At 72.2% G+C, this 13,625-nt stretch carries 13 protein-coding genes; 4 read left to right on the forward strand and 9 right to left on the reverse strand.

Annotation, left to right across the window (positions count from 1 at the left end; translation table 11 throughout):
* Positions 1 to 11: 11 nt before the first annotated feature.
* Positions 12 to 866, reverse strand: a complete 855-nt coding sequence (locus tag D7D94_RS10155; protein ID WP_156242489.1) for a serine hydrolase — start codon at positions 864 to 866, stop codon at positions 12 to 14.
* A gap of 34 nt (positions 867 to 900) precedes the next feature.
* Positions 901 to 2,868 (reverse strand): M13 family metallopeptidase, encoded by a 1,968-nt coding sequence (locus D7D94_RS10160; RefSeq protein ID WP_156242490.1) that lies wholly within the window; start codon positions 2,866 to 2,868, stop codon positions 901 to 903.
* Positions 2,869 to 2,922: 54 nt separating this feature from the next.
* Between D7D94_RS10160 and D7D94_RS10165 the strand changes: the two genes are divergently transcribed.
* Entirely contained in the window at positions 2,923 to 4,242 is a 1,320-nt protein-coding gene (locus D7D94_RS10165) for an MATE family efflux transporter (protein WP_156242491.1), read from the forward strand.
* Positions 4,243 to 4,245: 3 nt separating this feature from the next.
* Here the strand turns inward: D7D94_RS10165 and D7D94_RS10170 are convergent, their stop codons facing one another.
* The 5 genes from D7D94_RS10170 to D7D94_RS10190 all read right to left on the reverse strand — a co-directional run bounded on the left by D7D94_RS10170 (position 4,246) and on the right by D7D94_RS10190 (position 8,886).
* Entirely contained in the window at positions 4,246 to 4,713 is a 468-nt protein-coding gene (locus D7D94_RS10170; protein WP_156242492.1) for a VOC family protein, read from the reverse strand.
* A gap of 64 nt (positions 4,714 to 4,777) precedes the next feature.
* Positions 4,778 to 5,407 carry a TrmH family RNA methyltransferase gene (locus D7D94_RS10175; RefSeq protein ID WP_156242493.1) on the reverse strand — a complete coding sequence of 210 codons (630 nt, stop codon included), beginning with the start codon at positions 5,405 to 5,407 and terminating at the stop codon, positions 4,778 to 4,780.
* An 18-nt stretch (positions 5,408 to 5,425) separates the two neighbouring features.
* Positions 5,426 to 7,300 carry a 3D-(3,5/4)-trihydroxycyclohexane-1,2-dione acylhydrolase (decyclizing) gene (iolD, locus tag D7D94_RS10180; RefSeq protein ID WP_156242494.1) on the reverse strand — a complete coding sequence of 625 codons (1,875 nt, stop codon included), beginning with the start codon at positions 7,298 to 7,300 and terminating at the stop codon, positions 5,426 to 5,428.
* A 75-nt stretch (positions 7,301 to 7,375) separates the two neighbouring features.
* The gene (locus D7D94_RS10185; protein WP_156242495.1) at positions 7,376 to 8,107 is read right to left on the reverse strand and encodes an IclR family transcriptional regulator; all 732 of its coding nucleotides are present in this window, start codon (positions 8,105 to 8,107) and stop codon (positions 7,376 to 7,378) included.
* On the reverse strand, positions 8,107 to 8,886 hold the full coding sequence (locus D7D94_RS10190; RefSeq protein WP_156242496.1) for an IclR family transcriptional regulator: 780 nt from the start codon (positions 8,884 to 8,886) through the stop codon (positions 8,107 to 8,109). The genes D7D94_RS10185 and D7D94_RS10190 overlap by 1 nt, the downstream gene beginning before the upstream one ends.
* Positions 8,887 to 8,999: 113 nt before the next feature.
* On the opposite strand from D7D94_RS10190, the gene D7D94_RS10195 reads away from it, so the two are divergent.
* From D7D94_RS10195 to iolB, 3 genes are read left to right on the forward strand one after another with little or no spacing between them, the layout of a single operon-like run.
* On the forward strand, positions 9,000 to 9,887 hold the full coding sequence (locus D7D94_RS10195) for a transketolase (RefSeq protein ID WP_156242497.1): 888 nt from the start codon (positions 9,000 to 9,002) through the stop codon (positions 9,885 to 9,887).
* Entirely contained in the window at positions 9,884 to 10,816 is a 933-nt protein-coding gene (locus D7D94_RS10200) for a transketolase family protein (RefSeq protein ID WP_156242498.1), read from the forward strand. Before D7D94_RS10195 ends, D7D94_RS10200 begins: the two co-directional genes overlap by 4 nt.
* Positions 10,817 to 10,821: 5 nt before the next feature.
* Positions 10,822 to 11,718, forward strand: a complete 897-nt coding sequence (iolB, locus tag D7D94_RS10205) for a 5-deoxy-glucuronate isomerase (protein WP_156242499.1) — start codon at positions 10,822 to 10,824, stop codon at positions 11,716 to 11,718.
* Between the two features lie 27 nt (positions 11,719 to 11,745).
* On the opposite strand, the gene D7D94_RS10210 is transcribed toward iolB, so the two are convergent.
* Both D7D94_RS10210 and iolG read right to left on the reverse strand, forming a co-directional pair.
* Entirely contained in the window at positions 11,746 to 12,591 is an 846-nt protein-coding gene (locus D7D94_RS10210; RefSeq protein ID WP_156242500.1) for a sugar phosphate isomerase/epimerase family protein, read from the reverse strand.
* Positions 12,588 to 13,601, reverse strand: coding sequence for an inositol 2-dehydrogenase (gene iolG / locus D7D94_RS10215; RefSeq protein WP_156242501.1), 1,014 nt, complete (start codon positions 13,599 to 13,601; stop codon positions 12,588 to 12,590). The genes D7D94_RS10210 and iolG overlap by 4 nt, the downstream gene beginning before the upstream one ends.
* Positions 13,602 to 13,625: the final 24 nt, after the last annotated feature.

Raw genomic sequence — 13,625 nt, forward strand, 5'->3', positions numbered from 1 at the left:
GCGCTGAGCGGTCATGCGGTGTGCTCCATGAGCTCCCGCCCCAGCACCCGGAACGCCTCGTGAGCGCGATCCCGATGGAGAACGCCGGCGTCGTCGAATTCGACGATGAGGGCGTACGCGGCTCCTCCGTTCGGGCCGGTGAGCGCGCCGGCCTCCGCGCGCACGCCCTGCGCCCTGCCCGTGCGGTTGACGAGCAGCAGCCGATGCCGGTCGTCGGAGGAGAGGGGATCGACCCCCGTGGCCGCGCCGACGAGGCCCAGGTCGCGATGAAGGCCCAGCCACTCCGCCACCTGCGCGCTCGCGCCCGGGTGACCCGCGCGCCCGGTGGCGACGGCACGGAAGAGCCCCGCGAACTCGCGGGCGGTGCCGATCGCGACATGCGGTGCGTCGTCGGGCCCGCGGTGCGCGCGGAACCGGTCCAGCAGCGCCGAGCGAGGCATCCCGAGCGCCACGAAGCGCCGCGTCACGCGCTCGAGCCCCACGCGGGCGAGCAGCGCGTTGGCCGCATCCGCGTCTGCCGGGGCGAGCGCGGCGAGGTCGCCGAGCGGCAGCCGGTCGGCGTGCAGCCGTCGCCAGATGCCGGGCAGGCCCGAGAGCTCGTCGCGGGCGGCGAGCTCGAGCGGATCGAGCTCGCCCGCCCCGAACTGCACCGCCGCCTCCACGAGGAGCGGCACGACGCCGAGGCCGGCCACCGGCATCGGGTCGTCATCGCCCTCTCGCGCCAGCACCGCCGCGCGGTCGAGGGTCTCGACGTGCAGCGCGACGCGGGCGCCGGCTGCGGTCAGCGCCTCGAGCGCGGCGAGCGTGCCGGCGAAGGCCCCGGCCGCCCGACGACGGGACCGCCAGCTCTCCCGCGGCGACGACATCTCCCCCCTGGACATCGCTCCCCCCGCCGTCAATTCACCAGATGGTGACGCGCTCGTCCTCGGGGAGCCACAGCGCGTCGTCGGGCTGCACGTCGAACGCCTCGTAGAACGCGTCGACGTTGCGGACGATCTGGTTGCACCGGAACTCGTTCGGCGAGTGTGGGTCGATCGTCAGCAGGCGGATGGTCTCGGCCTCGCGCGACTTCTGCTGCCAGACCTGAGCCCACGACAGCAGCAGGCGCTGCACGCCGGTGTATCCGTCGATGACCGGGGCCTCCTCGCCGGCGAGCGAGAGCTCGTAGGCCTTGAGGGCGATCCCGAGGCCGCCGAGGTCGCCGATGTTCTCGCCGATCGTGAGCGCGCCGTTCACGGTGTGCGACGCGTCGAGCCCGCGCGGGACGAGCGCGTCGTACTGCGCGATCAGCGAGCGCGTGCGCTCCTCGAACGCCGCGCGGTCCGCCTCGGTCCACCAGTCGTCGAGAGCGCCGGTGCCGTCGTACCGGCTGCCCTGGTCGTCGAACCCGTGGCCGATCTCGTGGCCGATCACGCCGCCGATCCCGCCGTAGTTCGCCGCCGGATCGCGGTCCGCGTCGAAGAACGGGTACTGCAGGATGGCCGCGGGGAAGACGATCTCGTTCATGAGGGGGTTGTAGTACGCGTTCACCGTCATCGGCGTCATGAACCACTCGTCGCGGTCGATGGGCTGGCCGACCTTGCCGAGCTGCCGGTCGTGCTCGGCGATGTTCGCGCGCCGCACGTTGCCGATGAGGTCGGCGGCGTCGATCTCCACCGCGTCGTAGCCGCGCCAGGTCGCGGGGAAGCCGATCTTCGGGGTGAAGGTGTCGAGCTTCTCGAGCGCCTTCTCCCGCGTCTCGGGGCTCATCCACTCGAGCGTGGAGATGCTCTCGCGGTACGCCGCGATGAGGTTCGCGACGAGCTCGTCCATGGCGGTCTTCGCCGCCGGCGGGAAGTGGCGCTCGACGTACACGCGGCCGATCGCATCGCCCAGGGCGCCCTCGGCGAGCGCGACGCCGCGCTTCCACCGCTCGCGCAGCGTGGGAACGCCGGTGAGCTCGGTGCCGTAGAACGCGAAGTTCTCGTCGACGAACGGGTCGGCGAGGTACGGCGCGAGGGCGTGCACGACCTGGAAGCGCAGCCACGCCTTCCAGTCCTCGAGCCGGTCGGCCACGAGCAGCGAGCCGAGGCCCTCGAGCGCGGACGGCTGGTAGACCACGGCCTCGGCGAACGCCTCGGGGCGACCGGGTGCCACCGCGTCCCGCCACGGCGCGAGGTCGACGCCCGCGAGCTGCTGGATCTCGTCCCACGTCTTGAGGTTGTAGGTCGCGACGGCGTCGCGGCTGCGGACGTTGTCCCAGTGGTGCGACGCGATGTCCTGCTGCAGCGAGAAGACGCGCGCGGCCTGACCCGCGCCATCCGCCACCCCCGCGAGGGTCAGCATGCGCTCGATGTGCCCGCGGAACGCGTCGCGCGTGCCCGCGAAGTTCTCGAGGCGGAAGTAGCTCTCGTCGGGGAGGGAGATGCCCGACTGCACGAGGAACGGCACGTAGCGGGTCGGGTCGCCCGGGTCGGGCTCGACGAACACGCCGATCGGGCTGCCGAGGCCCTCGCGGTCGAACTCGCCCGCCGTCCGCAGCAGCGAGGCGACGTCGGAGACGGCCTCGACGCGCTCGAGGAGCGGAGCGAGGGGCGCGGCTCCCTGGGCGTCGACGCGCGCGGTGTCCATGAAGCTCGCGTAGAGGTCGCCGACCTTGCGCGTCTCGGTGCCGGGGTCGGCGCCCTGCGCCTCCTCGACGATCGCGCGCACGTCCTTCTCGGCCTGCTCGGCGAGCTGGTGGAAGGCCCCCCACCGCGCCTTATCGCCGGGGATCTCGGTGCGATCGATCCACGCGCCGTTGACGTGGCGGTAGAGGTCGTCCTGCGGCCGGATCCCCTCACTGAGCTCGTCGAGGGCGATACCGGAGGGGAGCGATTCAGCCGTCATGCGCTCCATCGTAGGCACAATGCCGGCAGCCGCGGCGGGCCCTAGGCTCGGACGGTGACCGACCGCCGCGCCCTCGACCGCGACATCCTGCGACTCGCGGTCCCGGCGCTCGGCTCGCTCATCGCCGAGCCGATCTTCCTCGCCGTCGACGCCGCCATGGTCGGCCATCTCGGGGTCGCCGAGCTCGCGGGCCTCGGCATCGCGTCGGCCGTTCTCACCACGGTCGTCGGGCTCATGGTCTTCCTCGCGTACTCCACCACACCGGCCGTCGCGCGGCGCTTCGGCGCGGGTGACCTGCGCGGCGCGGTGTCGGTCGGCATCGACGGACTGTGGCTCGCCCTCGCGATCGGAGCCGTGCTGGGGGTCGCGGGATTCCTCGCCGCGCCCGCGCTCGTCGCGGCCTTCGCGCCGACGGCCGACGTCGCGCCGCACGCTCAGGCGTACCTGGCCGTCTCGATGGTGGGCCTGCCGGCCATGCTGCTCGTCTTCGCCGCGACGGGCCTCCTCCGCGGACTCCAGGACACGGTCACCCCGCTCCGGGTCGCCGTCGTCGGATTCACCGCGAACGCGCTCCTCAACGCCCTGTTCATCTACGGGTTCGGGTGGGGCGTGGCAGGCTCCGCGGCCGGCACGGTCGTCGTGCAATGGGGGATGGTCGCGGCGTACGCGCTCCTCATCGGGCGCCTCGCGCGACGTCACGGCGCACCGCTCCGCCCGCACCGCGCCGGGCTGCGGGGCTCCGCGCGCTCGGGCGGGTGGATGTTCCTCCGCACCGCGAGCCTGCGCCTGGCGACGCTCGCCACCGTCTGGGTCGCGACCGGGCTCGGCACGCGCGAGCTCGCCGGCTGGCAGGTCGTCTTCACCATCTTCACGACCGCGGCCTTCGCGCTCGACGCGCTCGCGATCGCCGCGCAGGCGCTCGTGGGCAAGGCGCTCGGCGAGGGCGACCCCGACGCCGTGCGGGCGGTCACCGGCCGCACGATGCGCTGGGGCGTGTGGTCGGGCGTCGTGGCGGGGGCGGCCATCGCCGCGCTCTCCGGCGTCATCGGGCTGCTCTTCACGGGCGACCGCGCGATGGCCGACTTCGTGCAGCCCGCGCTCCTCGTGCTGGCGGTGTCGCAGCCGATCGCCGCCTTCGTGTTCGTGCTCGACGGCGTGCTCATGGGCGCCGACGACGCGCGCTATCTCGCGCTGGCGGGAGGTCTGAACCTCCTCCCCTACCTGCCGGCCCTCTTCGCGCTCGCCTGGCTCTCGCCATCCGGCCCCAGCGGGCTCACCTGGCTCGCTGCCGCGTTCGGCGGAGTGTTCATGGTCGCGCGCGGCATCACGCTCGGCCTGCGCGTGCGCGGGCGGGCGTGGCTCGGAACCGCGTGAGGATCAGGCGCTCTCGAGCTCGGCGATGACGATCTTCTTCTGCTGCATCATCACCTGGATGGCCGCGGGCGTCTTCATGAGGGCGCTCATGTCGCGCGGGATGATCTGCCAGCTGACCCCGAACCGGTCCTTGCACCATCCGCACTGCTCGGCCTCGGGCACGTGCGAGAGGGCCGCCCAGTAGCGGTCGATCTCCGTCTGGTCGGCGCAGGTGATGACGAAGGAGATCGCCTCGTTGAAGCGGAACAGCGGTCCGCCGTCGAAGCAGATGAAATCGAGTCCGTTCAGCGTCACCTGGCCGTTGATGACCTTGCCGCTCATGTTCGCGAAGTGCTCGTCGAGCTTCTCGTCGGGGTACTCCTCGATGCTGCGGATGCGGGAGTTCGGGAACACGCTGACGTAGTACTCCATCGCCTCGCGCGCGTCGTCGTCGAACCACAGGCAGGGCTGGATGGGTGAGAGATCGGCCATGACTCCTCCTCGAATCGGCTCCTTCGCGCTCACCGTACGCCCGCGCGCACCCACCGGTCGAGCCTCAGGCGTGGCGCCGCGCCCACTCGTACATCACGATGGCGCCGGCGGCGGAGGCGTTGATGGAACGGGTGGAGCCGTACTGCGTGATCTCGATGTGCGCGGACGCCGCGGCGAGCGCCTCCTCCGTCAGCCCCGGGCCCTCCTGCCCGAAGAGCAGCACGCACCGCTCGGGGAGGTCGGCCCGGTCGACGGGAACCGCGTCGCCCACGTTGTCCACGGCGATGATGGGCAGGTCCTCGGCGGCCGCCCACGCGGCGAAGGCGGCGACATCCGGATGGTGCACGACGTGCTGATAGCGGTCGGTCACCATCGCGCCGCGCCGGTTCCAGCGCTTGCGGCCGATGATGTGCACGGTGTCGGCGAGGAACGCGTTGGCGCTGCGCACGATCGAGCCGATGTTCATGTCGTGCTGCCAGTTCTCGATGGCGACGTGGAACGGGTGCCGCCGGGTGTCGAGATCGGCGACGATCGCCTCCATGCGCCAGTACCGGTAGCCGTCGACGACGTTGCGGGAGTCGCCGTTCGCGAGAAGCTCCGGGTCGTAGTGGTCGCCCTCCGGCCACGCCCCCGGCCAGGGCCCGACGCCGTGGGTGGACGCCTCACGGCTGGGCTCTGGCTGGGGGTCGCTCACCGCTCGAGCGTAACCGGGTCAGAGATAGAGACGCTGGTGCGCCTTCTCCTCGTCGTACTCGGCACGGGCGCGGATGGTCGACTCGAGTTCGGAGACCTCCGCCACCGGGACATCCCACCAGGCGCCCGAACCTCCGAAGCGGCCCTGTGCGTCGACCTGCACGTACACGACGCTCGTGCCATCGCAGGCCTTCGCCTCCTCGAGGGCCGCGCGGAAGCCATCTGCGGTGTCGGCCGACCAGACGCGCGCGCCGTAGCTGGCGGCGTTCGCCGCGAAGTCGACCTCGATGCGCGCGCCGTCATGGCGGCCGTCGCCCCCGCGCTCGTGGAAGCGGGTGCCGAAGGCCTGCGCGCCGCGCGTCTCCGACAGGGCCGCGATAGAGCCGTACCCGTAGTTGTCGACGATGACGAAGGTGATCGCGAGGTGCTCCTGCACCGCCGTCATGATCTCCTGCGACAGCATGAGGTACGTGCCGTCGCCGATGAGACCGAAGACGCGACGCGAGCGATCGGCGAGGGCGTTGCCGATGGCGCCCGGGATCTCGTACCCCATGCAGGAGTTGCCGTACTCGATGTCGTAGCCCTTGAGCGAGCCCGGTCGCCACAGGCGGTGCAGATCGCCGGGCATCGAGCCCGCCGCGTTCACGACCACGTCGCGCTCGCCGGCGGCCTCGTTGAGGATGCCGAGCATCTGCGCCTGGGACAGCGTCGGGCTGCCGTCGAGCTCGATGATGCGGTCGATCTCGGTGCGCCAGGCGGTGGCCGACGCGACGGCGGCCTCGCGCGCCGACGCGTCGACCGACCAGCCGTCGAGCGCGGTCAGGAGCTCCTCGAGCGTCTCGCGGGCGTCGCCGAGAAGCGCGGTGGCCGACTCCTTGTGCACGTCGATCTCGGCGACGTTGATGTTGACGAACTTGACGTCGGGGTTCCGGAAGAGCGTGTTGGACGCGGTGGTGAAGTCGGTGTACCGCGTGCCGATGCCGATGACGACGTCGGCCTCGCCCGCGGGACCGTTGGCGTACTGCGACCCGCTCGCGCCCAGCGCGCCGAGGGCGAGCTCGTGGTCGTGCGGGAACGAGGCCTTGCCGGCCTGGGTGACGCCCACGCCGATGCCGGTGGATTCGGCGAAGCGACGCAGCGCATCCGCGGCGTCGGAGTAGATGACGCCGCCGCCCGAGATGATGACCGCCTTCGAGGCGGACCGGATGATCTCCGCCGCGCGCTGGATGGCCGCGCGGTCGGCCCGGTTGCGTGCGACGTGCCAGACGCGCTCGCGGAAGAGATCGACGGGGAAGTCGTGTGCTTCGGCCTGCACGTCCTGCGGCAGCGCGATGGTCACCGCTCCCGTGTCGGCGGGGCTCGTGAGGACGCGCATCGCCTCGAGCAGTGCGGGGGCGAGCTGCTCGGGGCGCCAGACCCGGTCGAAGTAGCGGCTGACGGCCCGGAATGCGTCGTTGGCCGTCACGTCCTGCGCGTACGGCATCTCCTGCTGCTGGAGCACGGCGCCGGTGCTGCGGGTCGCGAACACGTCGGAGGGGAGCAGCAGCACGGGAAGGTGGTTCACCGACGCGGTGCCGGCTCCCGTCACCATGTTCGTCGCCCCCGGGCCGATGGAGGTGCTCACCGCGAGGGCGCCGAGTCGGTTGCGCATCTTCGCGTAGCCGATCGCGATGTGCACCATGCCCTGCTCGTTGCGGCCCTGGTAGTAGGGGAACTCGTCCTGGTACTCGAGCATCGCCTGGCCGATGCCCGCCACGTTGCCGTGGCCGAAGATCCCGAAGGCGCCGCCGAAGAAGCGCTCGGTCACGCCGTCGCGCTCCACGAACTGCGCGTTCAGGAACCGGATCACGGCCTGACCGACGGTGAGGCGGATGGATTGAGGCTGGTGCGTCATTGCAGCTCGCTTTCTCGATGAGCGGATGTCACCGACAGTACCGAGAAGCGGACCCGCTGTCCATTGTCCGAGAAGCTACGCGGGCGAGATGCGCGTCACCGCGTCCCGCAGGACGCCGACGTACTCCTCCTCCGCCTCTCGGATGGCCTCGGCGAAGCCGCTCAGCGAGAGGCTCGCGCGAACCGCTCCTCGCGCGTCGCGGACGGGGACGCCCAGCGCCCCGATGCCGACCGTGACGTCCTCGTCGGAGACCGAGTAGCCGCGCTTCCGCGTCGCGGCGATGTCCGCGCGCAGGGCGTCGGCGTCGACCAGAGTGCGCGGCGTGAGCGCCGGGAGCGGCGCGTCGGCGATCAGGGCCTCGGGGTCGGGCTGCTGGAAAGCGAGCAGCACGCGCCCCGCCGCACCTGCGTGGTACGGCAGCGACCGACCCGGCTTCAGCAGCAGGACCCCCACCCCCCGGCCGGGTGACCAGGCGACGCAGACGGCGCCGTTCGCGCGCGGGACACTGAGGAACGCGGTCTGCCCGGTCGCGTCCACGATGCCGTCGAGCACGGCATCGACGCCCGCCCACTCCGTCGTCGCCGACCGCGCCGCGTCGGCGAGGTGCAGCCACCGGCGGCTGAGGGCGATGCGGGCGTCGGGAAGGGTCTCGACGAGGTCGACGGCCTCGAGCGCTCCCGCGAGACGGTACACGCTCGGGCGCGGAACGCGGATGAGCTCCGCGGCCTCCGCCGGCGAGAGGGGGCCGTGCTCGGCCAGCGCGTCCACGAGCTGCCGCGCATTGGCGAGGACCTTGATGGTGGCCATCAGCGCTCCTCCTCGCGGAAGCCGAGCTGCGCACTGGCGGCGCGCGCCGCCGATCGCACGCGCTCCGGCACGTCGAGCGCGGGATCCAGCACCTGCCCGCGGATGCCACTCACGGAGATGGCGGCGGCGACCTGACCGCGGTGGTCGAAGACGGGGGCGCCGACGGCGGCGATCCCGGGGGTGACGTCGCCGTCCGACAGCGTCGATCCCGCCGCGCGCACGGCAGCGACCATCCGCTCGATCTCCTCGTCCGTCTCGGTCACCGGGTCCGACCGGTCCGTGCGCAGCGAAGCGACCACGGCCATCCGCTCGGCCTGCGGCAGGAACGCGAACAGCGCCTGCGGCGCCGCGCCCCGGTGCAGCGGAAGCGACTGCCCGAGCGCGAGGGCGAGCGAGCGGACGTCGCGGCCGTCGAAGCGCTCGACGCACACCGCGCGGTCGCCCGCGCGGATGCAGAGGAAGCTCGTGAGACCCGTGTCCGCCAAGAGGCGGCGCAGGCCCGGCACGGCGGCCTCCCGCACGCTCAGTCGATCCTCGACGGCGCCGCCGATCCGCATGAGGTCGACGGAGAGGCGGAACCTGCCGCGCGCGGGGGCCGATTCGATGAGGTCCACGGCCGCCAGACTCGTCAGCAGCCGGTAGGTGGAGCTCGTCGGCTCGCCCACCGCGGCGGCGATCTCGGCGGCGGACAGGTCGTTCTCCGCCGTGAGCACTCGAAGCACGGCGTCGGCCTTGTCGATGATCTCGAGGCCCGGACGGGCGGCGGTATCGGAGGTCACGCGGCAACTCTCTCACGGAGCGGACAGCAGGAGAACCTATTCTCTCTCGCTTAGTGGACATTACGTTCGTCTTGCAGTAGGAATGACGCACTACGTCGATTCGAGGAGGAACCATGGACGCTGCTGCCACCCGGCCGCCCAACGACGAGCTCGCCGCGCTCGCGCGGGAGGCCCGCTGGAGGATCGTGGAGACGGTCGCGGCGAGCAAGGCGGGTCACATCGGCGGCCCGCTCTCGGCGACGGACCTCCTCATCGCGCTGTACTTCGCCCAGCTCGCTATCGACCCCGCTGACCCGCAGCGGGAGGATCGCGACCGCTTCATCCTCTCGAAGGGGCACTCGGCCATCGGGCTCTACGCCGTCCTCGCCCTGCGGGGCTACTTCCCCGTCGAGGAGCTCGCCACCTTCGACCACGGCGACTCGCGCCTGCAGGGCCACCCCGACATGCTCCTCACCCCCGGCATCGACGCCTCGACCGGGTCGCTCGGCCAGGGTCTGTCGGCGGGCGCCGGGATGGCCCTCGGCGCCAAGCGACTGGGCCGCGACTTCCACACCTGGGTGATGGTCGGCGACGGGGAGCTGGAGGAGGGGATGGTCTGGGAGACCGTGCTCTCGGCCCCGCGCTTCGGCCTGGACAACCTCACCCTCATCATCGACCTCAACGGGCTGCAGCAGTACGGCTGGCCGGCGGGCGACGCCGACCGGTTCGACCGCAGCGAGCCCGTCGGACACGTGGACCTCGAGCGCGTGTTCACGGGCTTCGGCTGGAACGCGCTGACCATCGACGGGCACGACTTCGACGCCATCCTGGGCGCCTTCGACCGCGTGACCGCTGACCGGGGCGTCTCCGGCCGGCCCACGGTCATCATCGCCCGCACGGCGAAGGGGCGCGGCATCTCCTTCACGGAGGGGACCTACAGGTGGCACAACGGCGTGGCCACGGAGGAACAGCTCGAGACGGCTCGCACGGAGCTGCTCGGAGCGACGGGAGCGGGTCGATGAAGGCACAGCGGGTGGTGTGGGGCGAGACGATCGCGGACCTCGCCGCGACGGACGACCGGGTGGTCGTCCTCGACGGCGACCTGGCGACCTCGACCAGGGCCGACATCGTCGCGGATCGCGTCCCCGACGCGTTCGTCCAGGTCGGCATCGCCGAGCAGAACATGGTGGGGATGGCCTTCGGGCTCTCCACACTCGGGTACCGGCCGTGGCTGTCGACGTTCGGGGTGTTCCTCACGCATCGGGCGGTCGACCAGATCCGCATGCTCGTCTCTCAGACGAAGGCGCCCGTGCGCATCGCCTCCGCCTACAGCGGGCTGCTGAACGGCTCCAGCGGCAAGACCCACCAGGACATCGAGGACCTCGCGATCATGCGCGCCATGCCGAACATGACCGTCATCGCGCCCGCCGACGAGGTCGAGGCCGAAGCGGTCTTCCGCTGGGCGGCAGACTTCGACGGGCCCGTCTACGTGCGCGTGGCACGCGACGCCGTCACCCCGGTGTTCGAGGCGCCCTACACGTTCGAGCCGGGGCAGCCGCTGCTCGTCGCGGACGGCGAGGATGTCACGCTCATCTCCACCGGCGTGCAGACGTCCCGCACGCTCGACGCGGTGCGCATCCTCGCAGAGCGCGGCGTGCGCGCGAAGCTCATCCACCTGCCCACCCTCAAGCCGCTGGACGCCGACGCACTGTGCGCGCTCGTCGGAGATGCCCGCGAGGTCGTGACCGTCGAGGAGCACAGCCGCATCGGCGGACTGGGCGGACTCGTCGCGGAGGTGCTGTCGGAGCGCGGCACCGCGCGGCTCGTGCGGATCGGACTCGAGGACCGCTGGTCGGAGTCGGCGCCGAACGACTTCCTCCTCGACAAGTACGGGCTCTCGCCCGAGCGCGTCGCGGACGCGGTGCTCGCGCAGACCGCCGTCGCCGTCTGATCGCCATGGGCACTTCCACGACACCCTGGCTGCATCCGCAGGGATCGCTCTCCGACGGCCCCTGGGAGACCGTCGTCGACGACTCCCTCGAGGGCTGGCAGCACACCGGACTGCGCGTCGCCGAGCTCGATGGGAACACGGCGGAGCTCCCCGCCGGCGACATCGAGCGCATCGTCGTCCCCCTCTCCGGGTCGTTCAGCGTGACGTACGCCGAGGAGGACGGTGACGAGCAGACTCAGGAGCTCGTCGGACGCCCGACGGTGTTCTCCGGCCCCACCGACGTGCTGTTCCTCGGCGCGGGAACGCGCGCGACGCTGACGGGAGCCGGCCGCGTGGCGGTGGCGGAGGCGCCGACCGCCACCCGCACCCCGGCGCGCTATCTTCCCGCGACCGACATCGCCGTGGAGCTGCGCGGCGCGGGCCGCTCGTCGCGGCAGGTGCACGGATTCGGCCTGCCGGGCGCCATGGACGAGCCGGCGAAGCTCCTGGTGTGCGAGGTCATCACCCCCGCCGACAACTGGTCGTCGTATCCGCCGCACAAGCACGACGAGGATCGGCCGGGGCACGAGGCGGTGCTGGAGGAGATCTACTACTTCGAGTCGTCACGCGACCCCGGGCGCGCCCGCGACGACGACGCCCTCGGCGTCTTCCACACCTATCCGGCGGCGGGCGACGACATCCGCATCGACGCCGTCGTCCGCTCCGGCGACGTCGCCCTGGTGCCGCGCGGGTACCACGGGCCGGCAGCCGCTGTCCCCGGCTACCACCTCTACTACCTCAACGTCATGGCCGGCCCCGGCGACGCCCGGGCGTGGGTCGTGGCGGACGACCCCGCGCACGCGTGGGTGCGGGGGAGCTGGGACGACCAGCCCCTGGACGAGCGTCTCCCGTTCACGCGCTGACGACGCCGAGAGGAGAGGGCTGTCGGCTCACGCCCGAGCGAGCGTCTCCGCGGCCGTCGCGTACGCGACGCGCATGGCCTCGTCGAGGGGGCGGCGCCGATGCTCGGCGGAGAGGATCTCCACTCCCCACGGGCCCCGGTAGCCGATCTCGCGGATCGTCCGGATGAAGCCGACCACGTCCTGCGCGCCCTCGCCGATCAGCCGCCGATTGTCGCGCGTGTCCTCGAAGAGCGTCCCGCTGACCTCGAACTCGGCATCGCTGAGCTCGACGCCGAAGAGGATGGCCGGGTCCAGCACCTCGCGGAGCTCCGCGAAGGAGGTGCCCGGTCGGAAGACGTGCCAGAAATCCACGAGCAGGCCGAGGGCGGGATGGTCGGCCGCGCGCACCGCCTGCACGCCCTGCGGGATGGTCGCGATGGTTCCGAAGGGGAAGGGCTCGAGGGCCACCCGCGTCCCCGCGTCGGCCGCCTCCTCCGCGAGGCGGCGCAGCGGCGCGGCGAACACCGTCACGTCGGCCGGCGGCTCGCCCATCCCGGGACCCGCCTTGATGAACACGGCGCTGAGGTCGTGGGCGGCGTCGAGCAGCAGATCCCACGTGCCACGCCAGGCGTCATCCTCACGCCACCAGTCCGTGGCGAGCTCCACCTCGACGTGCGACAGCCCGGCGTCGTCGATCTCCGCGCGGAGCGCCGCGAAGCCGATCGTGTCGCGCGCGTGACGCAGGTCGTCCTGCCCGAACCCGATCCCCGACCATCCGGCCGCGGCAGTCGCCCGCACCCGATCGAGGATCGGGAACGGGCTGAGCTCGCGGCCCTGCGGCTGCGCATCGCCGGCGCTCGTCCAGCAGGTGGCGACGAGGCGGTCCGCGCTCATGCGCTCAGGTCCACCGCGACGGAGACGCCCTCGGCCGCTGAGCGCACGGCGGCGTCGGCGAGGACGAGGGCGGCGCGGCCGTCCTCGAAGCCGGGGCTGCGATCCTCGCCGCCCCGGATGAGGTCGGCGAACGCCTCGAGTTCGAGCCGGTACGCGTCCGCGTAGCGCTCGAGGAAGAACCGGCGGTAGGGCGCGAGGCCCTCCACCTGCGCGCCCGTGTAGGCGCGCACCTGCGTCGCCGGGATGTTCCCGACCTGGAGCAGGCCCTGGGGCCCGAACGCCTCGATGCGCTGGTCGTAGCCGTACGCGCTGTGGCGCGAGTTCGTGATCGTGATGAGCTCGCCGCCGGCGCCGCGGAGGGTGACCACGACCGCGTCGTAGTCGCCGGCCGCCGCGATCGCCGCGTCGAACTGGCGGGCGCCCCGCGCGGTGACCTCGACGATGTCGGGGACGAAGAACCGCGCCATGTCGAAGTCGTGGATGGTCATGTCGCGGAAGATGCCGCCCGACACCGCGATGTAGGCCGCCGGCGGCGCCTCGGGGTCGCGGCTCGTGATCGAGAGCTGCTCGAGCGCGCCGATCTCGCCGTCCGCGACACGACGGCGGAGGTCGGCGAAGTGCGGGTCGAAGCGGCGGTTGAAGCCGAGCACGACCGGCGTCGACGACGACGCGGCCTTCTCGCGCAGCGCGTCGACGCGCACGATGTCGAGGTCGATGGGCTTCTCGCACAGCACCGGAACGCCGGCGTCGATGGCGGCATCGATGAGGTCGACATGCGTGGGGGTGGGCGAGGCGATGATCACGCCGTCGACCTCTCCCGAGCGGATGGCCTCGAGCGGGTCGGCGGTGACGTTCGCGCCGCCGTAGCGGCGGGCGGTCTCGGCCGCGCCGTCGATGAACGGGTCGGCGACCCACGACAGCTCGGTGCCCGGGATGGCGGCGACGCTCGCGGCGTGCACCTGGCCGATGCGGCCGGTGCCGATGAGCCCGAAGCGGAGGGAGGAGGTCATGACGGCCTTTCGTGGGGAGGGATG

It is taken from the genome of Microbacterium oryzae, assembly GCF_009735645.1.
Lineage (GTDB): Bacteria > Actinomycetota > Actinomycetes > Actinomycetales > Microbacteriaceae > Microbacterium > Microbacterium oryzae.

Coding starts and splice junctions, on each gene's coding strand:
- iolG (WP_156242501.1), bottom strand. CDS start 13,601: ATGACCTCCTCCCTCCGCTTCGGGCTCATCGGCACCGGCCGCATCGGC.
- D7D94_RS10210 (WP_156242500.1), bottom strand. CDS start 12,591: ATGAGCGCGGACCGCCTCGTCGCCACCTGCTGGACGAGCGCCGGCGAT.
- D7D94_RS10185 (WP_156242495.1), bottom strand. CDS start 8,107: ATGGCCACCATCAAGGTCCTCGCCAATGCGCGGCAGCTCGTGGACGCG.
- D7D94_RS10195 (WP_156242497.1), top strand. CDS start 9,000: ATGGACGCTGCTGCCACCCGGCCGCCCAACGACGAGCTCGCCGCGCTC.
- D7D94_RS10200 (WP_156242498.1), top strand. CDS start 9,884: ATGAAGGCACAGCGGGTGGTGTGGGGCGAGACGATCGCGGACCTCGCC.
- iolD (WP_156242494.1), bottom strand. CDS start 7,300: ATGACGCACCAGCCTCAATCCATCCGCCTCACCGTCGGTCAGGCCGTG.
- D7D94_RS10160 (WP_156242490.1), bottom strand. CDS start 2,868: ATGACGGCTGAATCGCTCCCCTCCGGTATCGCCCTCGACGAGCTCAGT.
- iolB (WP_156242499.1), top strand. CDS start 10,822: ATGGGCACTTCCACGACACCCTGGCTGCATCCGCAGGGATCGCTCTCC.
- D7D94_RS10155 (WP_156242489.1), bottom strand. CDS start 866: ATGTCGTCGCCGCGGGAGAGCTGGCGGTCCCGTCGTCGGGCGGCCGGG.
- D7D94_RS10170 (WP_156242492.1), bottom strand. CDS start 4,713: ATGGCCGATCTCTCACCCATCCAGCCCTGCCTGTGGTTCGACGACGAC.